Below are 20,938 nucleotides of genomic sequence, written 5' to 3' on the forward strand. Positions count from 1 at the left end.
GCCCGCGGCCTCGCTCCGCAGGCGCCCGTTCCATGACGGGCGCCGAACGTCGACCCGGTAACGTGCGCATGTCAGGGCACAAGAGCCTCAGTTACCAGTTCTGGGCAGCCATCGCCGTCGTTCTCGGCTGCTCGGTCATTCTCGGCGCGCTCCTGATCTCGACCTACTACCGGGAATTGAGACGGACGGAGCTGAGCGAAGCGAAGCTCGAGCGCTTCCAGCTGGTCATGCGCGCTCTGAACCACCTCTCGGCGGAACGCGGCCCCCTCAACAGCGTGCTGGGCGAAGAGCCCGCCGCCGACAGCCTGTCTCGACGCCGTCTGACCACCTTCCGTGCCAACACCGACGCCGCCCTGGACAGGCTGGCTTCGATCGCGCGTTTTTCCACGGCAAGGGCTGCAACCGTGCAGGCCCTCGCCAAGGCCCGCCAGCAGGCCGACAGCCTCGGCGAGCTGCCACTGGCGGCGCGGAGCCCGTCGGATTTCCACGACGTGGTCCTTGCCATGTTCGGCGTCGTCGACACCGCGCAGATGCTCGTCGATGCCGCGATCGGCGATTTCGACCTTGCCGGATCGGACCATTTGATCGGTGCCGCACTGGTAGCCCGGATGCTGAGCGACATCCGCGAGCAGGTCGGCCGGATGGGCTCCAATTTCGTCGCCTCGATCGCAGCGCGTGCCCCGATCAGCTCCGAACAGCGGACAGCGCACGATATCGCCTATGGCCGCGTTCTCGGCTTCTGGGACCTCGTCAGCGCGCAGACCCGTGTGAGCGCGAATCCGCGCATCGTTGCTATGCAGAGCGCCGCGGCCAGGGACTTCTTCGGCGATGGCATGGCGATCTATCGCGGTATTCTGGCGGCCGGCCATACCGGCGACTATGGCTTCGATACGACAACCTTCACGAACCGGATCGTGCCGAAATTCGCTTCGCTGGAGAAACTGCGCGACCTCTATCTCGATGCGGCGCTGGCGAGCGTCAAGGCGGATGAGGCACATGCGCGCCGGCTTCTGACCATTATCTGCGCCATCACGCTTACCGCGCTGCTCCTCGAGCTCGCGCTTGTCTTTGCCAGCCAGAAGCTGCTGTTTCGCCCGCTGCTTTCGGCGCGCGAGGCGATCATGGCCCTGGCGCAGGGCCGAGCCGCCCTCACCCCCGAGCCTCGTGAAGCACGTGGCGAGATGGGAAGCCTTTTCAGGGCGCTCGACAGCCTGCGTGACAAGCTGATCGAGCGAGACGCCCTCGACCAGGAGAAACAGAAGCTGACCGCATATTTACGTCAGCAGGCGGACACCGACGGGCTGACCGGGGTGCTCAACCGGGGAGCGCTGGAACGGCTCGCGGCGCGCCTGCTGACCTCAGGCTCAGCACCCGAGAATCTGCGGCTGATCCTGCTCGACATCGATCACTTCAAACGCATAAACGACCGCCATGGTCACAGCGCTGGCGACGAGGCGCTCAAGGAGACCGCCCGACGGCTGAGAGCGACACTCAGGCCGGCGGACGTCATCGCCCGCTTCGGCGGCGAGGAATTCGCCATCCTGCTGCTCGAACCGACTTCGACCTCCGCCCTCCTGGTTGCGGAGCGGCTGCGCCATGCGCTGCAATCGCAGCCTTTCGAGCTGAGTGCCGGAACCGTGTTGAACCTGACCGCGAGCTTCGGGGTCGCCTCAATGGCCGGCTCCGGCGGCGATTGGCGGGAACTCGTGCAGGCCGCCGACCAGGCGCTCTACCGGGCAAAAGGCGCTGGTCGTAACCAGGTGGCCGTCGGCACGGCCGCCTGAAAACCAAGCGCCGCGCCAGCCGGTCGGACAGCTAGAGCAGCGTCCCGCTCAGGATCAGCGAGGCGATACTGAAATAGATCGCCAGCCCGGAGACATCGACCAGGGTCGCGACGAAGGGCGCCGAGGCACTGGCCGGATCGAAGCCGAGCCGCGTCATCACGAAGGGCAGCATCGAGCCGGTCAGCGAGCCGAAGGTGACGATGCCGAGCAGGGCCGCCCCCACCGTCGCCGCCACCAGCAGCCAGTGTTCGCCATAGTCGTAGAAGCCGAGCTTCTGCCAGAGCACGACGCGGACGAAGCCGATCGCCCCGAGGATGGCGCCGAGGGTGACCCCGGTCGGCAGTTCGCGCAGCGCGACGCGCCACCAGTCGCCCGGCGCAAGCTCGCGCAAGGCCAGCGCCCGGATGATCAGCGAGGTCGCCTGCGAGCCGGAATTGCCGCCCGAGCTCATGATCAGCGGAATGAACAGGGTCAGCACGATCGCCTTCTCGAGCGCGCCCTCATAGTGCTGCAGCACCGAGGCCGTCAGCATCTCGCCGAGCAGCAGCACGCTGAGCCAGCCGGCGCGCTTGTGGATCATGCTGAAGAAGCCGATCTCGCGATAGGGCAGGCCGAGCGCCTCCATGCCACCGAGCTTGTGCACGTCCTCGGTGGTCTCGGCGATCATCGCATCTATGACGTCGTCGACCGTGACGATGCCGAGCACGCATTGCTTTTCGTCGACCACCGGCACGGCGAGCAGATTGTATTTGGCGATCAGCCGCGCCACCTCCTCGCGATCGGTCAAGGGAGAGACCGAGACGGGCTCGCGCCGGGCCGCGGCGGAGCCGACCGGAGCGCCGGGCTCGGCAGCGATCAGCCGGCGCAGCGAAACCGCCTGCCGAAGCGTGCCGATCTCGGGGTCGACGACATAGATCGCATAGACCGTCTCGCGGCTGCGTTCGACGGTGCGGACATGCTCCAGCGTGCGCGCGACCGTCCAATCGTCGGGCACGCTGACGAATTCGGTGGTCATGATCGCGCCGGCGCTGTGCTCGGGATAGGCGAGCAGGCAGACCAACTCGGCCTTGGTCGCGGCATCGAGCTTCGCCACGAAACGATGGCGCTCCGGCTCGGAGAGATCATAGCGGAACAGGTCGGCAGCGCGGTCGGCCGACATCTCCTCGATCAGCCCGACGGCGCGATCGAGTGGCATCGCCTTGAGGATCGCCGCCATCCGGGAGAGCTCCGGCTGGTCGAGGACGTCGGCCGCGAGCGCCCTCGGCAGTTCGAGCAGCACGGTGGCGACGAAGGCCGCCTCGTATTCGTTCAGGCTGACGACGATGTCGGCGACATGGCGCCGGGCTAGATCCGCGGCCAGCACCGGAGCGGAGACGGCTTCGGCGGGCAGGATTTCGGTGACTGCGGCGTTCATGGCTCGCTTCCCTTCGTTCGGCCGTCAAGCGGCCGAACGCGGGCGAGCCTCCCTCATGGGTCAGGCGCCCGGGCGGGCCGGAGACGGCAAGGACTGTCGACTGGGACTGTCGCTTGGCATGGGGTTCAAAGGTTCCTGTGGAGCCGCCGGCCAGCATCGGGATGCAGGCTGGCGGGTGCAGCCGACATGGGCCGGTTGGCAGCCGGCGTCAAGCCCCCTCCCGGCCGGACCGGCGAGCGGGAGAAACTGCAAGGCGGCCGGGCGCCGCCACGCGTTGGCGCGGGCGGCCCGGCGTTCTAAGCTCAGCGCGACCTGTCACGGCGAGCGAGCGAACGCGCATGCATTTTGCCCTCAGCGAAGAGGAAGAGCTGATCCGCGACAGCGCCCGCAAGCTCGCGGCCGACCGGCTGGCGCCGCTCGCCGAGACGCTCGACTGCGGCGAAGGCCGGGCCGAATTCCTCGGTAATCTGAAGCTGCTCGCCGAGAACGGCTTCATGGCCCTCAACATCCAGGCCGGCTTCGGTGGCTCGGAGGCCGGCACCGTCGCCTTCGCCCTCGCGCTGGAGGAGCTGGCGGCCGCCTGCGCCTCGACGGCGGTAACGACCTCGGTAACCAACATGGTCGGCGAGGTGATCCAGGCCGTCGGCAGCTCGCGGCAGCAGGCCGAGCATCTGCCGAAGCTCGCCGACGGCACCTATCCGGCCGGCGCCTTCTGCCTGACCGAGGCCGGCGCCGGCTCCGACCCGGCCGGGATGAAACTGCGCGCGCGGCGCGAGGGCGACGCCTATGTCCTCGACGGCGAGAAGATCTTCATCACCTCGGGCGAATATGCCGGGCTCTTCGTCGTCTGGGGGGTGACCGATCCGGACGTGCCGAAGGGCAAGGGCATCTCGGTATTCCTCGTGCCCGCCGATACGCCCGGCGTCAGCGTCGGCAAGGCCGAGAAGAAGATGGGCCAGACCGGTTCGGCCACCAACACGATCAGATTCGAAGGCGCCCGCATCCCCGCCGACGCGCTGATGGGCAAGGAGAATGACGGCTTCCGCGTCGCGGTCGGCGAACTCGCCGGCGGGCGCATCGGCGTCGCCTCGGTCTCGCTCGGCATCGCCCGGGCGGCGATGGACGCCGCCAAATCCTATGCCCGCGAGCGCAAGCAGTTCGGCCAGGCGCTGACCGAATTCCAGGGACTGCAATGGCTGATCGCCGATCGCGAGCTCGACCTGCACGCCTCGCGCCTGCTGATCCTCGACGCTGCCGCGAAGAAGGACCGCGGCGAACCGTTCTCCAAGGAAGCCTCGATGGCCAAGCTCTTCGCCTCGGAGGCTGCGCATCGCTGCACCGATGCGGCGATCCAAATCCATGGCGGCGCCGGCTATTGCCGCGACTTCCCGGTCGAGCGCTATGCGCGCGACGCCCGGATCACCCGGATCTATGAAGGAACCTCCGAGATCCAGCGCCTGATCATCGCCCGCGAGACCTTGCGCCAGCTCGGCTGAAATCCGCCTTCGTCGTTCCCGGCAAGCAAAGCGCAGGTCCGGAACGACCGAGAATAGTCAGCCTCAACCAAACGGAAACGCCCATGACCCTGACCATCTATGGCTGCCATCGCTCGCGCGCGACGCGCAATGTCTGGCTCGCCAACGAGCTCGGCATCGCGTTCAAGCAGGTGCCGGTGATCCAGGCCTATCGCCTCGCCGATCCAGACGCCCCCGGCGCGCCGCTCCACACCCGCAGCCCCGAATTCCTGAAGGTCAATCCGAACGGACATATTCCGTCGATCGAGGATGACGGCTTCGTCCTGCACGAATCGCTGGCGATCAACCTCTATCTCGCCCGCAAGCATGGCGGGCCGCTGGCGCCCAAGGACGTGCAGGAGGAAGGGCTCGCAGCGATGTGGTCGCTCTGGGCCGCGACCGAATGCGAGACGCATGCGCTCAACCTGACCTATCACCTCGCCGCCTACCCGCCGGAGAAGCGCGACCCGGCCATCGTCGCCGCCGCGCTCGCCGCCCTGCCGGCCCCCTTCGCCGTCCTCGACAAGGCTCTGGCGGAAGGCGGCGGCTACGTCATGGGCGGGCGCTTCACCGTCGCCGACATCAACGTCGCCGAGGTCATCCGCTACGCCAAGCCGGCGACGCAGCTCTTCGACGCAGCCCCGAACGTCAAGGCCTGGCTCGATGCCTGCCATGCCCGCCCGGCCTTCAAGGCGATGTGGGCGGCGCGCGACGCAGAAGCGGCGTAGGCGACGGACATTCCACCGTCATTCCGAGGCGCTCCGCCCCGGAATGACGGGGAGGCTCGACCGCTCCCAGGCGCAGCTCTCGACACCGCCTGAAACTCTTCAGAATACGGGTGGCCGGGCCCAGCCCGACTGCCTACTGACGCAGACTGACCCGCCCTGCGAAGACAGACTGCGCCATGACAACACCGCCCTCCACCAGTTCCCTGCGCATGGGCCCGATCGAGTGGCTCCTGCTTGCGATCCTCTCGGTGCTCTGGGGCGGGTCCTTCTTCTTCAACAAGCTCGCCCTGGCCGAATGGCCGCCCCTCGCCGTGCTGCTGACCCGGGTCGGTCTGGCGGCGCTCGCTTTGCAACTGGCCGTGCGGTTGTCCGGGCTTTCCATGGCCGTCGGCCGGCCGATCTGGCTCGCCTTCTTCGGCATGGGCATCCTCAACAATCTGATCCCGTTCAGCCTGTTCCTCTGGGGGCAGCAGCAGATCGCCAGCGGCCTCGCCTCGATCCTGAACGCGATGACGCCGATCTTCAGCGTGATCGTGATGCAGATTTTCGGGAATGAACGGGCGACCGGACCGAAAATCGCCGGCGTGCTGGCAGGCCTTGCGGGTGTCGCCATCCTGATGGGCCCGGACGCGCTCGGTGGCCTCGGGCTCAACCTCATCGCGCAACTGGCCTGTGTCACCGCGACGGTCTCCTACGCCTTTTCGGGCCTGTATGGCCGCCGCTTCCGCGAATTGCCGCCGCTGGTCACCGCCGCCGGCCAGCTCAGCGCCTCGACGCTGATGACGCTTCCGATCGTCCTCCTCGCCAACCCGCCCTGGACCCTGCCGCTGCCCTCCCTGCAGGTCGTCCTGGCGCTGGCCGGCCTGGCGCTGGTGTCGACCGCGCTCGCCTATGTCATCTTCTTCCGGATCATGCGCACCGCCGGGCCGAGCAACGTCATGCTCGTGACCTTCCTGATCCCGGTCAGCGCCATCCTGCTCGGCTCCGGCCTGCTCGGCGAAGAGCTCTTGCCGCGCCATTTCGCCGGGATGGCCGCGATCTTCCTCGGGCTCGCGCTGATCGACGGCCGCCTCGCCACCTCGTGGCGAGCCGGACGAGCGGGTGCCCCGACCGCTTGACCAGCCTCGGCCGAGCACGGCCCTTCCAAGAGCAAGCCATAACCGCATCACCCGGCCGGGGGGCGATGTTCACGCTGTGGATGCCGCCTGCGTGGCAGTGAGCTTTATTGCCAATAAATTATGAATTGCTCTAGGGTTACATCATGACTGATTGAGGCTAAAGGGCATCACGGAATTAGCTGAACGATATCACAAAAAGCGATACGTCAGCGGGGAGCGGCAACGACCATGGATCTGAGGCAACTGCGATGTTTCATCGCGGTGGCGGAGGAGTTGCATTTCGGCCGGGCGGCCGAGCGGCTCGGTCTCGCGCCACCGGCATTGTCGCGCCAGATCAGCGCGCTTGAGGACGGACTCGGCGTCACCCTGCTGACGCGGACCACGCGCCAGGTCGCCCTCACCCGCGCCGGCCTGATCATGCTCGAGGAAGCCAAGGCGATCCTGGTCAGGATGGAGCGCGCCTCGCGCTCTGTGCGCGAAGCCTCGCTGGCCTCGAGCAAGGTCCTGCGCGTCGGCGCGATCGATGCCGCCTCGTCGAGCTTCGTGCCGGAAGCGCTGGTCACGTTCCGCGCCCGCCATCCCGGCATCGAGATCAAGTTCGTCGAGGCGATGACGGTGCCGCTGGTGCAGATGCTGGAGGCCGGCAAACTCGACCTCGCGCTGCTGCGCCCGCCGCGCAAGCCGACTGACTGCGCCTTCGAGGTGCTGCGGGTCGAACGCCCGATCGTCGTTCTGAACGAAGCGCACCCGCTCGCCGCGCGTGACGACCTGACGATGCAGGATCTGGTCGGCGAGCCCTTCGTGGTGCCGTCCAAGCGGATACGGCCCTTCGCCTATGACCTCGTCATGGCCTATTTCGAGAGCGTCGGCGCCGTCCCCAACGTCATCATCGAGGCGACCGAGAAGCCGGCGATGATGTCAGCGGTGGCCGCCGGGCTCGGCATGTCGCTGGCGCCGGACTGGGTGTCACGGCTGAGCTTTCCCGGCGTCACCATGCGCCGCCTGCGCGGCGCGCTGCTCGACCCGCCGCCGCCCGGTGCGCTCGTCGGCGTCGCCTGGCGGCCGCAGCAGAAGCTGTCCGCGCGCGACGATTTTCTCGCCATCCTGCGAGAGAGCGTCACGCTGATCGACGAGCGTATCACGCTACCCTTCACCGTGCCGGTGCACGCCCGAAAGCCCGCGATGCGCGCCGTCGCGACCCAAGCCGGAGGTTATTGATGAGTTTGAACAAGATCGAGTCGGCGCAGGGATTGCGTATCCGCTCGACCCAGGATTTCGCGGCGGGATTGTTCATGATCGTCCTGGCCGGGCTCGCGCTGTTCCTTTCACGCGATCTGGCGACCGGCACGCTGCGCCAGCTCGGCCCGGGCATGCTGCCGAAATCCTTCGCGGTGATCTGCGCCGCCCTCGGCCTGCTGCTGAGCATCAACTCGCTGCGTTACAAGGGCGAGAAGCTGGCAGGCTGGTCCTGGCGCGGCGTGCTGTTCGTGCTCGGCGCCGCCTGCCTGTTCGGCCTGACGATCCGCGGCTTCGAGATCGGCCCGCTCAAGGTTCCCGCGCTCGGCATGCTGGTTTCCGGACCGATCGTGGTCTTCGTCTCCGGACTCGCCGCCGAGGACGTCAAGCTCAAGGAACTGACGATTTTCGCGATCGCGATGACGATCGCCTGTGCCCTCCTATTCAAATATGCGCTGAGCCTGCCGATCCCGCTGGCGCCCTGGCTCTTCGGGATCTGACACGATGCATGACATGATCGCCAATCTCGGGCTCGGCTTCTCGGTCGCGCTCGGCCTGCAGAACATCGCCCTCGCCTTCGTCGGCTGCCTCGTCGGCACGCTGATCGGCGTGCTGCCGGGCGTCGGCCCGGTCGCCACCATCGCCATGCTCCTGCCTATCACCTTCGGGCTCGATCCGGTCGGCGCCCTGATCATGCTCGCCGGCATCTATTACGGCGCGCAGTATGGCGGCTCGACCACCGCCATCCTGGTCAACATCCCCGGCGAGGCGACCGCCGTCGTCACCACGCTCGACGGCCACCAGATGGCCAAGCAGGGCCGGGCCGGCGTGGCGCTCGGCACGGCCGCGATCGGCTCCTTCGTCGCCGGCTGCTTCGCGACGCTGATCATTGCCGCGCTCGGCGCGCCGCTGACCAAGCTCGCCTTGCTGTTCGGCCCGGCAGAGTATTTCTCGCTGATGGTGATGGGCCTGTGCTTCGCGGTCGTGCTGGCGCGCGGCTCGATCCTCAAGGCCTTCTGCATGATCATGCTCGGCCTGCTGCTCTCGACCGTCGGCACCGACCTCGAGACCGGCCAGGAGCGCATGACCTTCGGCTTCCCGCCGCTCGCCGACGGCATCGACTTCGCCGTGCTGGCGATGGGCGTGTTCGGCTTCGCCGAAGTGCTGCGCAACCTCGAAAATCCCGAGGCGCGCGACGTCGTCAAGGCCAAGATCGGCCGGCTTCTGCCGAGCTGGGAAGACATCAAGCAATCGACGGCGCCATGCCTGCGCGGCACCTTCATCGGCGGCGTACTCGGCATCCTGCCCGGCAATGGCGCCGTGCTCGGCCCCTTCGCCAGCTATACGCTGGAGAAGAAGATCGCCAAGGATCCCTCGCGCTTCGGCAAGGGCGCGATCGAGGGCGTCGCCGGTCCGGAATCGGCCAACAACGCCGGCGCCCAGACCGCCTTCATCCCGCTACTCACCCTCGGCATCCCGCCGAATGCGGTGATGGCGCTGATGGTCGGCGCGATGACCATCCACGGCATCATCCCCGGCCCGCAGGTGATGACCAAGAACCCGGAGCTGTTCTGGGGCATGATCGCCTCGATGTGGATCGGCAATCTGATGCTGCTGATCATCAACCTGCCGCTGGTCGGCGTCTGGGTGAAGCTGCTGCAGGTGCCCTATCGCCTGATGTTCCCGGCGATCCTGATCTTCTGCTCGATCGGCATCTATTCGGTGAACAACCAGCCGGTCGACGTCGCCTTCACCGCGCTGTTCGGCCTGTTCGGCTACCTCTTGATCAAGCTCGGTTTCGAGCCGGCGCCGATGCTGCTCGGCTTCGTGCTCGGCAAGCTGATGGAAGAGAAGCTGCGCCAGGCGCTGATCATCTCGCGCGGCTCGTTCATGACCTTCATCGAGCGGCCGATCTCGGCCGGGCTGCTGCTGGTGGCCGTCGTGATCCTGGTCATCGCGCTGCTGCCCTCGATGGCGAAGAAGCGCGACGAGGTCTTCACCGAATGACGGGGTTGCCTCGGCGGCCCTGCGCCGCAAATCTCTGGACAACCGTTCAATGGGAGGAATACGCATGAAGAAGCTCGCCCTCGGCGTCGTCGCCGCACTGGCGCTCGCCGCCCCGGCCCAGGCGCAGACCAAATATCCGGAGCGGCCGATCACCATGATCGTGCCTTTCGCGGCCGGTGGCCCGACCGACATCATCGCCCGCATCGTCGGCGAGAGCATGTCGAAGACGCTCGGCCAGCAGGTCGTGGTCGAAAACGTGGCCGGGGCCGGTGGCACCACCGGCATCACCCGCGCGCTGACCGCGGCACCGGACGGCTACACCATCGCCATGGGCCATCTCGGTACCTTCTCGGCAGCGCCTGCGACCTATCCCGGGCTGAAATACGACCCGATCAACGGCATGCAGGCGATCGGCCTCGCCGGCGGCACGCCGATCCTGATCGTCGCCAAGAAGGATCTCGCGCCGAAGGACCTGAAGGAGTTCGTCGCGCTCGTGAAGGCGAGCCCGGACAAGCTCAACGAAGCGCATGCCGGCGTCGGCTCGGTCTCCTGGACGACCTGCACCCTGCTCAAGGGCCAGCTCGGCGTGCCGAAGCTCAACTCCGTCGCCTATCGCGGCACCGGCCCGGCACTGAACGACCTGGTCTCGGGCCAGATCGACTTCATGTGCGATCAGATCGTCAGCGTCTCCGAGCAGGTCAAGGCCGGCACGATCAAGGCCTATGCCATCGCCTCGGCCGAGCGCTCGCCGGCCCTGCCGAACATCCCGACCACCAAGGAAGCCGGACTGCCCGAGTACCAGATCGAGGCCTGGAACGGCCTCGCCGCGCCGAAGGGCACGCCGAAGGAGGTCGTCGACAAGCTCGTCGACGCGCTCGACAAGGCGCTGAACGACGAGAACGTCAAGAAGCGCCTGCTCGATCTCGGCACGGTGATCCCGACCAAGGAAGAGCGCACCCCCGCCGGCTTTGCCGCGCTGATCAAGCGCGACGCCGACAAGCTCGCGCCGGTGCTCTCCGCCGCGTCGAAATAAGCTCCGGCGCCGAACCGGCACAGCATCGTCACGGCGGGCCGCAAGGTCCGCCGTTTGCTTTCGGGCCCTATAGCATCGGACAGAAACGCGGAATCCACTTTTTGGAAAATTCCGATGCGATAACAATGAAATAGATCACCATAACCGCGCCGAACGGACGCGCGGCGATCTAGCGGGGCTCATGCGCTTCCGGAGGGGACATGATGAACCGGACGACCCGCATTCCCGTCGCGCCGCTGACGCCGGAGGCCTTCGCGCCCTATGGCCGGTTGCTGTGGCCGGACGGCCCGCGCCATGCCGGCCGCGACGGCTACGACATCTGGCTCCAGCCCTTCGCAGCCGAAACCCGGCCACGCCTGCAGATCGTGCGCTATCATGCCCGGCCATTCATCGTCGGCGTGATCGAACGCCATCTGCACGTCACCGAGGCGCGCCTGCCGCTCGGCGGCCCCCCGGCGATCATCGTGGTCGCAGAGCCTTCCGAGACGCCGCCTGCGCCCGAGGCGCTGCGCGCCTTCCGCCTCGACCGCGCCGGCGTGATGTTCCACCGCGGCACCTGGCACGCCATCGACGCCTATCCGGAGGTCGGGGCCTATGCCGATTTCCTGTTCCTCTCCGAGGAGGCCACCGTCGACGAGCTCTTCGCCAATGCCGGCAAGCCGCCGCAACGGACTCAGGTCCATGATCTCGCGGCGGCGGGCATTGACGTCGTGATCGACACAAGCTCCTGACAAGACGGGAAAAACCTCAGGCGCGTTCACGAATCGTCACAGCTCGTGAACGCGTCTTAGCGGAACCCCGCGCTCGCTTTTGCCGTTCTTGCTGCCGAGGTTTCCCTCAGAAGGAGAACGGACATGATCAAGAAGCTTGCGCTCGTTGCCGCCCTCGCCATCGCCCCGGCCGCGGCCTTCGCCCAGCAGAATCCACAGGGCGCCCAGGGCGGCGCTCTGGGCGGGGCCACGGCCGGTGCCGTCGGCGGCGCGGTGGTGGGCGGCCCGGTTGGAGCCGTCGTCGGCGGCGTCGGCGGTGCCGTGGTCGGCGCGATCATCGGCGACAACACCCCACGCTTCAAGACCTATGTAGTCGAGCAGCGCGTCCCGTCCTATACTTATGCCGAGCCGGTGGTCGTCGGCGCGACGCTGCCGCGCGAGGGCGTCCGTTACTATGAGGTGCCGCGCGAGTTCGGCGAGACCAATTACCGCTACACCGTCGTCAACGATCGCACGGTCCTGGTCGATCCGCAGTCCCGCCGCATCGTCCAGGTCATCGAATAAGCGGCCGGTTTCGGAGCTCCGGCTGAGCTCGCGCCATCGCGGCCTGAGTGAAAGCCGGCAGCGGGGGCCCGTCCAGAAATGGGCGGGCCTTTCGCATGACAGGCGCGCCGCACTTACAAGATCGCGACGGACAGCGGCAGCCAGAGGCGACGGTCGAAGCTGAACTTCTGTTGCCCGATCAGCGCGACGGAACTCCGGCCGGCATGGGCAGGATTGATCAGAAAGTTGGCGCTGCGCGGCGCGGCGAAAGAGGGAACCTTCAGCACCGGCGTGCGGCCCTCCGCCAGCCAGGCGTCGCCAACCTGCTTCGGATCCTCCGGCAAGGCCGCCACCTCCTCGCAAGCGACCCCGGCGAGGTCGATCTCGATCAGGACGTAATCGTCGGGGATCAGGCCCGGCTCGAGATCGAGACGGACGCGGACCTCCAGTATGGCGAGGGCCGGGTTCTCGGCGGTGTAGACGACCGGCCGCCCCGGTGAATTCCAGCCCCCGCCATGGAGCCTTGCCCCCTCCCCGCCGAGATCGGCGAAGGCGGCGCGGCAGACGCGCCAGACCCGCATCAGGCGGCGATGCCGTGCGCGATCCGGCCGAGCAGCGTCTCGACCTCGGCCGCGCCCGCGCTGGTGTCGAGCAGCGCGATCGGCTTTTCGCCGCCCAGTGCCTCGGTCGGCCGGCGCAGCCATCTGCCGGCCTTTTCCTGCGAGCCGAAGGTCTCCTCCGCTTCTGCGATGACCCGGGCGGCCCGGACCAGCCGGTCGGACTGCTCGCTGGTCAAGGTGCCGATCTTGCGGCGGTGGCTGAGCGTCTTGCGCGGCAGCACGACCTCGTCGATCTCGGCCAGCGTCATGCGGCCGCTGGCGATGACATGTTCCACCGCCGCCACCGGAAAGCCGCGCCGGACCGCCGCGATGATCGCGCTCGCACTGTCGAGCGGAGCACCGATCACCTCCGGGCCACCCACCACGTCCGCTGCACGGATCGTCGTCACCACCGTCTCCCTGGCAATATGCCTACAAAATAGGGGCATATCGCCAGAACGACAAGGACAGGCGCTCAGCGCGTCCCGAACATGCGGTCGCCGGCATCGCCGAGGCCGGGAACGATATAGCCGTGATCGTTGAGACGCTCATCGATCGCCGCCGTCCAGATCCGGACATCGGGATGGGCGTCGCGCATGCGGGCGATGCCCTCGGGCGCCGCGAGCAGGCAGACGAAGCGCAGATCATGGGCGCCGCGCTCCTTCAGCCGGTCGACGGCGGCGACGGCCGAGTTGGCCGTCGCCAGCATCGGGTCCATCACCACGATCATGCGGTCGGCGATGTCGGAGGGCGCCTTGAAATAATATTCCACCGCCTGCAGCGTCTCGGGATCGCGGTAGAGGCCGATATGGGCGACGCGGGCGGCCGGCACCAGTTCGAGCATCCCGTCGAGGAAGCCGACGCCGGCGCGCAGGATCGGCGCGAAGACCAACTTCTTGCCGGAAATCACCGGCTGCATCGTCTTCTGCAGCGGCGTCTCGACCTCGATCATCTCGGTCGGCAGGTCGCGCGTCACCTCGTAGCAGAGCAGCATGCCGATCTCGTTCAGCAACTGACGAAAGCTCTTGGTCGAGCGCTCCTTTTCGCGCATCAGCGTCAGCTTGTGCTGCACCAGCGGATGGTCGACGACGGTAACGCCGTCGGAATGCGTGGTCATTCGTTATGCCCCCTTGTAGCGGCGATGGGATAGGTTCCCTGAAGCAAAGCTGCCGTGCCGGCCGCAGCGAAGCGGAGCGCCGGGATCCATCATAGAGTTCTCCGCCCTTCGATGGCTCCCGGAGCGGCCTGCGGCCGTCCGGGATGACGGCAGATTTCCGAGCCTTTACCTCATCGAGGTTTAGAATACCGTGCCGTCGCTGACGATGGTCAAGGGCGGCCCGCCGCCTTCGCGTTTCTCGGCAGCGATGCGGCGCCCGGCCGACCAGGTACCGCCTTCGAGCACCTTGGCGAGCGGCAATTGCTCGCGGGTCAGACCAAGGCGCTCGCGCACCAGCGCTCCGATCCGGTCGAGCAGGGCGACGGTCAGCGCCCGCCATTCGACCACGATCTCGGAGCCGACCGCATGGGCGCCGGAGCGATCCCCCTCCTGCTTCAGCGCGATCACGCCGAGATCGAGGAACAGGCCGCCATTGCGATATTCGGGCAGGCCCGTGAGCTCGTCGATGTCGACGACCTCGATGCCGGCCCACTGCAGCGGCTCGATCAGCGAATAGCTCAGCCATTGCGAAAGCTTGTGGAAGGGCATGATGCCGGCGGTGACGCTGCCCTGCGCGATCAGCGGGTGCTTCCAGCTGTCGCCGAGCGGGATGCCGGCATAGCTCAGGCGCGAGGGCCAGATGCCGCCGAGCACCTCCAGCACCTGCGACAGGATATAGCTGGCGCGGAGCGTGCCACCCTCGGCCGCCGCGAACAGCCGGTCGAACAGACCGCCGGGCCGGTCGAGCCCATGCTTTTCGAGCTCCTCTCCGAGCCGGTTGAGCAGGGCGGCGCGGCCTTCGAGGCTGACCAGCGGATTGGCCTCGCCGGCCTGGAAACCTTCGGCCAAACTCGCCGCATCGAGCCGCTTCAGCACGACACTGTCGACGCGTAGCGGGTCGGCGGGATCGCCGGAGAACAAGCCGGCAGCGAACATGTCGAGCGAAGCCAGTGCCAGCCCTTCCGAACGGCCTATGAGCATGCCGGTCAGCCCGTCGCGATAGCGCCAGGCCGGGCCGGCGCCGGCATCGAGCAGCACGCTGACGATGGCGAGGTCATAGGCGGCGCGGCCGCGCGCACCGGCATCGGCGAACCCGGCGGCCTCGTCGAGGCTGCGCCAACGGTCGACGCCGGCGACGACAAAATGCCGCCAGCGCGCATGGAAGGGAATGTCGAGCGTCGGATAGTTCCGGCGGATCGTCGCCAGGACATAATCCGTGCAGGCATCGAGCCGGTCGGGGTGCACGCTGAAATGCGAGAGCCGCCCGTCGAGGCCGAGCTGCAGCATCTCCTGCGCCCGCTCGCGGATGACGGCTGGCTTCAGCAACTGGCGGACGGCTTCGGGATTGGAGTCAGGCATGGCACTCAGAACTTCTCGAGGTCGCGGCCGACCGTGGATTTCAGCGCGTTGTCGCCGGGCGCGCCGTCCGGCGAATAATAGCCCGCCGCCTTCTTGGCCTCGATCTCGACTGAGGCGTCGGGAGGGATCAGCTCGGGCGGGATCGCGACGCGCTCGCCGATCTCGATGCCGCTCTCGACCATGGCGTCGTATTTCATGTTCGACATCGACATCAGCCGGTCGATCTTCCTGACGCCGAGCCAGTGCAGCACATCCGGCATCAATTGCTGGAAGCGGGCATCCTGCACGCCGGCGACGCATTCGGTGCGCTCGAAATAGGTCGCGGCGGAATCGCCGCCCTCCTGGCGCTTGCGAGCGTTGTAGACGAGAAACTTGGTGACCTCGCCGAGCGCCCTGCCCTCCTTGCGGTTGTAGACGATCAGGCCGACGCCGCCGCCCTGCGCCTCCTTCACCGCCTCCTCGATGCCATGCACGAGATAAGGCCGGCAGGTGCAGATGTCGGAGCCGAAGACATCGGAGCCGTTGCACTCGTCATGGACGCGGCAGGCGAGCTTGCGCCCAGGATCGGCGATCGCCGCGACCTCGCCGATGACATAGGCGGTGATCGAGCCGATCGGCGGCAGGAAGACCTTGAGGTCGGGCCGCGTCACCAATTCCGGATACATGCCACCGGTCTGCTCGAACAGGGTGCGGCGCAGCAGGTTCTCGCTGGTGCCGAAGCGCTCGGCGATGCCCGGCAGATGCCAGACCGGGTCGACCGCGATCTTGGTGACGCTGATGTCGCCGGAGCCGTGCAGGATATGGCCGTCGGCGGCGAGCCGGTGCCCGGCCATGGCGGCGAGGATTTCCGGCAGGTTGAGCCTCGCCTTGGTGACGGCGATGGTCGGGCGGATGTCGACGCCCTCGCCGATCCACTGGCCGAAATCCTGGGCGACGCGATGGCCGAACGGGTCGAGCGAGACGATTTTCCCGGGCTCGAACCATTGCGGCTGCGGCAGGATCTCGGCGGTCGGGTGGGTGTTGGTAAGGTCCGGCCGCTGCGCCGGGTTCATGGCGCGGGCCGAGATCGCGAGCGCCCGATAGACCGAATAGGAGCCGCCATGGGCGCCGATGACATTGCGGTCGGCGGGGTTGGTGGTCGAGGCGATGACCGGGCCGCGCTCCTGTGGCGTCGCCGCGCCCCAATGGATCGGGAAACGGGCCGCGGCACCGCCGGGCTCGGGATGGGAGGTCAGTCGGATATGGCTCGTGCGGTTCTGCGACGTCATCGGCAGCTTCGCTTCTCGAATGGACAAGGGCCCCGTGACGCGCAGCGCCCGGGGCCCTTTTGGACCATTCGAAAGAGTGGATCAGCGCGATGCAACCGTCAATCGGCGGGTTCCGGCAGACTCCTGCGCCGCTCGCCGTCACGGCGGGCATTCTTCGGCCATCCACGCCGCGCCACGTTGCTGTCTGTTCGACGCTTGGTCGTGGACACCCACCGCGAAGGCGGGAGTGACGACGGCCCCTTACTAGAAGACGGCGAGATAGCGCAGCAGCGAGATGATGCCGATGATGATGACGATGATCTGGAGGATGTTCTTGATATTGCCGTCGAGCGGCAGCATCCGCACGAGATAAAGCACCAGGCCGATGACCAGAATCGTGATGAAAAGCGAAATCAAAAGACCCATGGCTCAAATCCTCTTATCGCGGCCGAAAGCCGGCCCCCCGAGGCCCTGACTGCGAGGCATTCGCAAGCATAGCACTCGAGCAACAGAACGTGGAGCCCTGGGAAAAAGTTCCGGAAGGGGAGCTGGCTGGGGGGTTGACGCGGTCACCCGATAAAGAGCGCGGGGACTCCTTCTCCCGGACGGGAGAAGGTGGCGCGGAGCGCCGGATGAGGGCCTGCCCTAGCCGCAGAAGCCGCGGCGGCGTCGCCTCGTTCTAACGATAAACGGCGGCCCCTCACCCCTGCCCCTCTCCCATCCGGGAGAGGGGTTTCTGTCGCGGTTCCCCGCATACTTCAGCCCGCGATCCGCCCGAAATCGGCCACGGCGCGTGTCGCCTCGCGGAGCTGGTTCAGCAGCTTGAGGCGGTTGGCACGCAGGGCGGGATCGGGATCGTTGACCGTGACCTTGTCGAAGAAGGCATCGACCGCCGGGCGCAGCTCGGCGAGCGCCGCCATGGCGCCCTCATAATCCTCGGCTGCGATGGCGGCTTCGGCCTTCGGCGTCGCCTGCGCCAGCGCGACGGCGAGCGCCTTCTCCTCGATCAGCCCGGCAGCGGCGATCAGCTGGAGATCGGCGGCAGCAGCGAAAGCGCCTTCGCCATCCTTCTTCTCCTCGGCTTTGAGGATGTTGGCGGCGCGCTTGTAGCCGGCGAGCAGGCTCTTGCCGTCCTCCGTTTCGAGGAAGCGACCGAGCGCCTCCGCTGTTCTCACGATAATCGAGATTACTCGGACGTTCGCCATTCCAGGCATCATCGTCCCACGACGAATTCCCTGGCTTGCGATAGCATCCACAATATCGTGGGCGATGCCTCTGTCGCGTAGCATGACTTTGATACGATCGATGACAAAGCCGATCAGATCATAAGCAGCCACAGGCGCATCGACGTCCGGCCACCAGCGATCGAACAATGAAATCAGCAATTGCTCCAGCTGGAGCCTATTGAGATTGTGCTCGTCACAAATCCGGCTGATACCCAAAGCCGCCCTTCGCAGCGCATAGGGGTCCTTGCTGCCGGTCGGCTTCTCGTCGATCGCCCAGAAGCCGACGAGGGTGTCGAGCTTGTCGGCGAGCGCCACCGCGACCGAAACCGGATCGGCCGGGACGCGGTCGGAGGGGCCGAGCGGCTTGTAATGCTCCTCGATGGCAGCCGCGACCGAGGGATTCTCGCCCTGCAGTTCCGCATATTTGCGGCCCATCAGCCCCTGCAATTCCGGGAACTCGCCGACCATCTCGGTCGGCAGGTCAGCCTTGGCGAGCTTCGCGGCGCGCTCGGCCAGAACCGGATCGGCGCCGACGATCGGTGCCAACTCCTTCGCCAGCGCGGCGATGCGCCGGACGCGCTGCCCTTGCGTGCCGAGCTTGGCGTGGAAGACGACGCCGAGCTTGTCGAGCTTGGCCATGCGCTGGTCGAGCGGCTTCGACAAATCGAGCCCGAGCGTCTCGGCGCTCTCCTTCAGCGTGTCGAGATCGGGCAGCGGGCCGCGATCGGTTGCCCAGAAATAGGCGGCGTCCGAGAGGCGGGCGCGCACGACGCGGCCATTGCCGGCGGTGATCGCCAGGCCGCCATCGCTGGCGACGAGGTTCGAGACCGGGATGAAGCGGTTCGCCAGCTCGCCGGTCGCGGGATCGCGCAGCACGAAGCATTTCTGGTTGGCGCGGATGGTGGCCCGGATCGCCTCGCCGGGAATGTCGAGGAAGCGCTCCTCGAAGGAGCCCATCAGCACGACCGGCCATTCGACCAGCCCGGCGACCTCCTCCAGCAGCCCCTCATCCTCGACCAGCTCGAGCCCGGCCGCAAAGGCGAGGTTCCTGGCGTCGGTGGCGATGATCTCCTTGCGACGATCGGCGTCGAGCACGACCTTCGCCCGCTCCAGGCTCGCGACATAGTCGTCGAAGCGGCGGACCGTGATCGGGCCCAGCGCGTGGAAGCGGTGGCCATAGGTGGTGTTGCCGGAGCTGATGCCGTCGACCTCGAAGGCGACGACTTCCGGATCCTCGGTCTCGGCGCCGAAGGTGCAGAGGATCGAGTGCAGTGGACGCACCCAGCGCAGGCTGGCGCCGGCGGCGGAGGCCTTGCCCCAGCGCATCGACTTCGGCCAGGGGAAGGCACGGATCACCGCCGGCACGATCTCGGCGATGGCCGCAATCGTCTCCTGGCCCGGCTTCTCGATGATGGCGACGTAAGAGTCGCCCTTCTTGGGGTCACTGACGATGGTCGCCTGATCGAGCGAGGCGAGACCGGCCGCCTTGAGGAAGCCCTGCACCGCGGCGTCCGGCGCGCCGACGCGCGGCCCCTTGCGCTCCTCGCGGACATCGCGCCCGCGCACGGGGAGGCCAGCGACGGTGAGCGCCAGCCGGCGCGGCGTGGCGAAGGCTTTCGCGCCCTCATAGACCAGGCCGCGCTCGACCAGCGCATCGGTGACGAGCTTCTTCAGATCCTCCGCCGCCTTGCGCTGCATGCGGGCGGGGATCTCTTCCGAAAAGAGTTCGAGCAGGAGATCAGGCATCAGTTCGCTCCCCCGCCGGCGGTCTTCAGCCAGGCGGCGCCGCAGGCCTTGGCGAGCTCGCGCACGCGCAGGATATAGCTCTGGCGCTCGGTGACCGAGATCACGCCGCGCGCATCGAGCAGGTTGAAGACATGGCTCGCCTTGATGCACTGGTCATAGGCGGGCAGAGCAAGCTGGTGCCTGGCGCCGCCATCGGCCTCGCCGGCAGCGAGCAGCGCCTTGCACTCGGCCTCCGCGTCAGCGAAGTGGCGGAAGAGCATCTCGGTGTTGGCATGCTCGAAATTATGCCGCGAGAACTCCTGCTCGGCCTGCAGGAAGACGTCGCCATAGCTGACGCGATCCTCGCCCTCGAGGCCGTTGAAGTTGAGGTCGTAGACGTTCTCGACGCCCTGGACATACATCGCCAAGCGCTCGAGGCCGTAAGTCAGTTCGCCCGCAACCGGCGCGCATTCGACGCCGGCGACCTGCTGGAAATAGGTGAACTGGCTGACTTCCATGCCGTCGCACCAGCACTCCCAGCCGAGCCCCCAGGCGCCGAGCGTCGGGCTTTCCCAGTCGTCCTCGACGAAGCGGACATCGTGCAGGGCAAGGTCGACACCGATCGCCTTGAGCGAGTCGAGATAGAGCTGCTGCAGATCCGGCGGCGACGGCTTCAGGATGACCTGGAACTGGTAGTAATGCTGCAGCCGGTTGGGGTTCTCGCCATAGCGCCCGTCCTTCGGGCGGCGCGAAGGCTGGACATAGGCCGCGTTCCACGGCTTGGGACCCAGCGCGCGCAAGGTCGTCGCCGGATGGAAGGTGCCCGCCCCGACTTCCATGTCGTAGGGCTGGAGGATGACGCAGCCGCGTTCGGCCCAGAAGCGCTGCAAGGTCAGCAGCAGCCCCTGGAAGGAGCGGGTCGGATTCATCGAAGCGGAGGGCGACGCGGCCAAGGGCTCAAGCCTTCGAAATTTCAGGAAACAGGCGGTGTGCTTAGGGTCTGGCGGCGCGGCAGGTCAAGCGCGGACGCATGAACCGCAGCTGAACCTCGACGAAAGGTCTGCGTTCATTAAGGCGTACCTAATATGCGAGCCATCGCGGTCCGCGGCGTTCGGGGCGAACGCTTGAGCCGGACCAGCGTCCAGCAGCAGGAGATTTGCGATGCTGTCCAACCGTCTTGCCGCCGCCATGCTCGGCGCCGGCGCCCTCCTTTCCGCGGCGCTGATCGCCGCTCCCGCCTCGGCAGCGCCGGTCGGCGCAGGTAGTGCGCCCGCCGCCAGCGCCAGCGCCGATGGCGGGTTGCTCCAGCAGGTCTGGCATTACGGCCGGCCGCATTACCGCCCGAGGCCGGGCTATTATGGCCGCCCGGTCTATCGGCCGCGCTGCTTCTATACTGATCGGCGCGTCTGGAACGGCTATCGCTGGGTGATCCGGCCGGTGCGCGTCTGCCGATAACCCGTCCGGAAAATGAAGGCCGGCTGAACGGCTCGCTCCGCCGCCGTTCAGCCGGCAGGCCGCAGATTGCCTCCCACAGCAACA

Annotated in this window: 19 protein-coding genes and 1 pseudogene; 11 read left to right on the forward strand and 9 right to left on the reverse strand. The window is 67.1% G+C overall.

Annotated elements, in window-relative coordinates:
- Nucleotides 1-32: 32 nt before the first annotated feature.
- A complete protein-coding gene (locus ACWGRX_RS04675) occupies nt 33-1,784 on the forward strand; it encodes a diguanylate cyclase (protein ID WP_452116601.1) in 1,752 nt (583 codons plus the stop codon).
- A gap of 31 nt (nt 1,785-1,815) precedes the next feature.
- Here ACWGRX_RS04675 and mgtE read toward each other — a convergent pair whose 3' ends face one another.
- Nucleotides 1,816-3,198, reverse strand: coding sequence for a magnesium transporter (gene mgtE, locus ACWGRX_RS04680; protein WP_452116602.1), 1,383 nt, complete (start codon nt 3,196-3,198; stop codon nt 1,816-1,818).
- A gap of 338 nt (nt 3,199-3,536) precedes the next feature.
- On the opposite strand from mgtE, the gene ACWGRX_RS04685 reads away from it, so the two are divergent.
- The 9 genes from ACWGRX_RS04685 to ACWGRX_RS04725 all read left to right on the forward strand — a co-directional run bounded on the left by ACWGRX_RS04685 (nt 3,537) and on the right by ACWGRX_RS04725 (nt 12,108).
- A complete protein-coding gene (locus tag ACWGRX_RS04685) occupies nt 3,537-4,694 on the forward strand; it encodes an acyl-CoA dehydrogenase family protein (RefSeq protein WP_452116603.1) in 1,158 nt (385 codons plus the stop codon).
- A gap of 83 nt (nt 4,695-4,777) precedes the next feature.
- Nucleotides 4,778-5,440: a glutathione S-transferase family protein gene (locus ACWGRX_RS04690; RefSeq protein ID WP_291640693.1), complete on the forward strand. Its 663-nt coding sequence runs from the start codon at nt 4,778-4,780 to the stop codon at nt 5,438-5,440.
- A gap of 176 nt (nt 5,441-5,616) precedes the next feature.
- Entirely contained in the window at nt 5,617-6,558 is a 942-nt protein-coding gene (locus tag ACWGRX_RS04695) for a DMT family transporter (RefSeq protein WP_452116604.1), read from the forward strand.
- A 228-nt stretch (nt 6,559-6,786) separates the two neighbouring features.
- Nucleotides 6,787-7,776 carry a LysR family transcriptional regulator gene (locus tag ACWGRX_RS04700; protein WP_452116605.1) on the forward strand — a complete coding sequence of 330 codons (990 nt, stop codon included), beginning with the start codon at nt 6,787-6,789 and terminating at the stop codon, nt 7,774-7,776.
- On the forward strand, nt 7,776-8,294 hold the full coding sequence (locus ACWGRX_RS04705; RefSeq protein ID WP_291640686.1) for a tripartite tricarboxylate transporter TctB family protein: 519 nt from the start codon (nt 7,776-7,778) through the stop codon (nt 8,292-8,294). The genes ACWGRX_RS04700 and ACWGRX_RS04705 overlap by 1 nt, the downstream gene beginning before the upstream one ends.
- A gap of 4 nt (nt 8,295-8,298) precedes the next feature.
- Nucleotides 8,299-9,801, forward strand: coding sequence for a tripartite tricarboxylate transporter permease (locus ACWGRX_RS04710; protein ID WP_452116606.1), 1,503 nt, complete (start codon nt 8,299-8,301; stop codon nt 9,799-9,801).
- Nucleotides 9,802-9,865: 64 nt separating this feature from the next.
- Nucleotides 9,866-10,834 (forward strand): tripartite tricarboxylate transporter substrate-binding protein, encoded by a 969-nt coding sequence (locus tag ACWGRX_RS04715; protein ID WP_291640682.1) that lies wholly within the window; start codon nt 9,866-9,868, stop codon nt 10,832-10,834.
- 203 nt (nt 10,835-11,037) lie between these two features.
- The gene (locus ACWGRX_RS04720; protein ID WP_452116607.1) at nt 11,038-11,565 is read left to right on the forward strand and encodes an ureidoglycolate lyase; all 528 of its coding nucleotides are present in this window, start codon (nt 11,038-11,040) and stop codon (nt 11,563-11,565) included.
- Nucleotides 11,566-11,688: 123 nt separating this feature from the next.
- A complete protein-coding gene (locus tag ACWGRX_RS04725) occupies nt 11,689-12,108 on the forward strand; it encodes a DUF1236 domain-containing protein (RefSeq protein ID WP_452116608.1) in 420 nt (139 codons plus the stop codon).
- A 113-nt stretch (nt 12,109-12,221) separates the two neighbouring features.
- On the opposite strand, the gene ACWGRX_RS04730 is transcribed toward ACWGRX_RS04725, so the two are convergent.
- The 8 genes and pseudogenes from ACWGRX_RS04730 to ACWGRX_RS04765 form a co-directional block, all read right to left on the reverse strand.
- On the reverse strand, nt 12,222-12,668 hold the full coding sequence (locus tag ACWGRX_RS04730; protein ID WP_452116609.1) for an RES family NAD+ phosphorylase: 447 nt from the start codon (nt 12,666-12,668) through the stop codon (nt 12,222-12,224).
- The gene (gene parS, locus ACWGRX_RS04735; protein ID WP_452116610.1) at nt 12,668-13,096 is read right to left on the reverse strand and encodes a type II RES/Xre toxin-antitoxin system antitoxin; all 429 of its coding nucleotides are present in this window, start codon (nt 13,094-13,096) and stop codon (nt 12,668-12,670) included. The genes ACWGRX_RS04730 and parS overlap by 1 nt, the downstream gene beginning before the upstream one ends.
- 65 nt (nt 13,097-13,161) lie before the next feature.
- Nucleotides 13,162-13,803, reverse strand: coding sequence for a uracil phosphoribosyltransferase (gene upp / locus ACWGRX_RS04740; RefSeq protein ID WP_291645026.1), 642 nt, complete (start codon nt 13,801-13,803; stop codon nt 13,162-13,164).
- 180 nt (nt 13,804-13,983) lie between these two features.
- Entirely contained in the window at nt 13,984-15,201 is a 1,218-nt protein-coding gene (locus ACWGRX_RS04745) for a URC4/urg3 family protein (RefSeq protein ID WP_452116611.1), read from the reverse strand.
- Nucleotides 15,202-15,206: 5 nt separating this feature from the next.
- Nucleotides 15,207-16,469, reverse strand: a complete 1,263-nt coding sequence (locus ACWGRX_RS04750) for a GTP cyclohydrolase II (RefSeq protein WP_452116612.1) — start codon at nt 16,467-16,469, stop codon at nt 15,207-15,209.
- 243 nt (nt 16,470-16,712) lie between these two features.
- Nucleotides 16,713-16,874: a Thivi_2564 family membrane protein gene (locus tag ACWGRX_RS04755; protein ID WP_184231595.1), complete on the reverse strand. Its 162-nt coding sequence runs from the start codon at nt 16,872-16,874 to the stop codon at nt 16,713-16,715.
- Between the two features lie 386 nt (nt 16,875-17,260).
- Nucleotides 17,261-19,420: pseudogene (glyS, locus tag ACWGRX_RS04760) on the reverse strand (glycine--tRNA ligase subunit beta); the annotation flags it as partial.
- Nucleotides 19,420-20,328 carry a glycine--tRNA ligase subunit alpha gene (locus tag ACWGRX_RS04765; RefSeq protein ID WP_452116949.1) on the reverse strand — a complete coding sequence of 303 codons (909 nt, stop codon included), beginning with the start codon at nt 20,326-20,328 and terminating at the stop codon, nt 19,420-19,422. The gene ACWGRX_RS04765 and the pseudogene glyS, both read right to left, overlap by 1 nt.
- 232 nt (nt 20,329-20,560) lie before the next feature.
- Between ACWGRX_RS04765 and ACWGRX_RS04770 the strand changes: the two genes are divergently transcribed.
- A complete protein-coding gene (locus ACWGRX_RS04770; RefSeq protein WP_291638299.1) occupies nt 20,561-20,854 on the forward strand; it encodes a hypothetical protein in 294 nt (97 codons plus the stop codon).
- Nucleotides 20,855-20,938: the final 84 nt, after the last annotated feature.

Source organism: Allobosea sp. NPDC055594 (assembly GCF_053618995.1).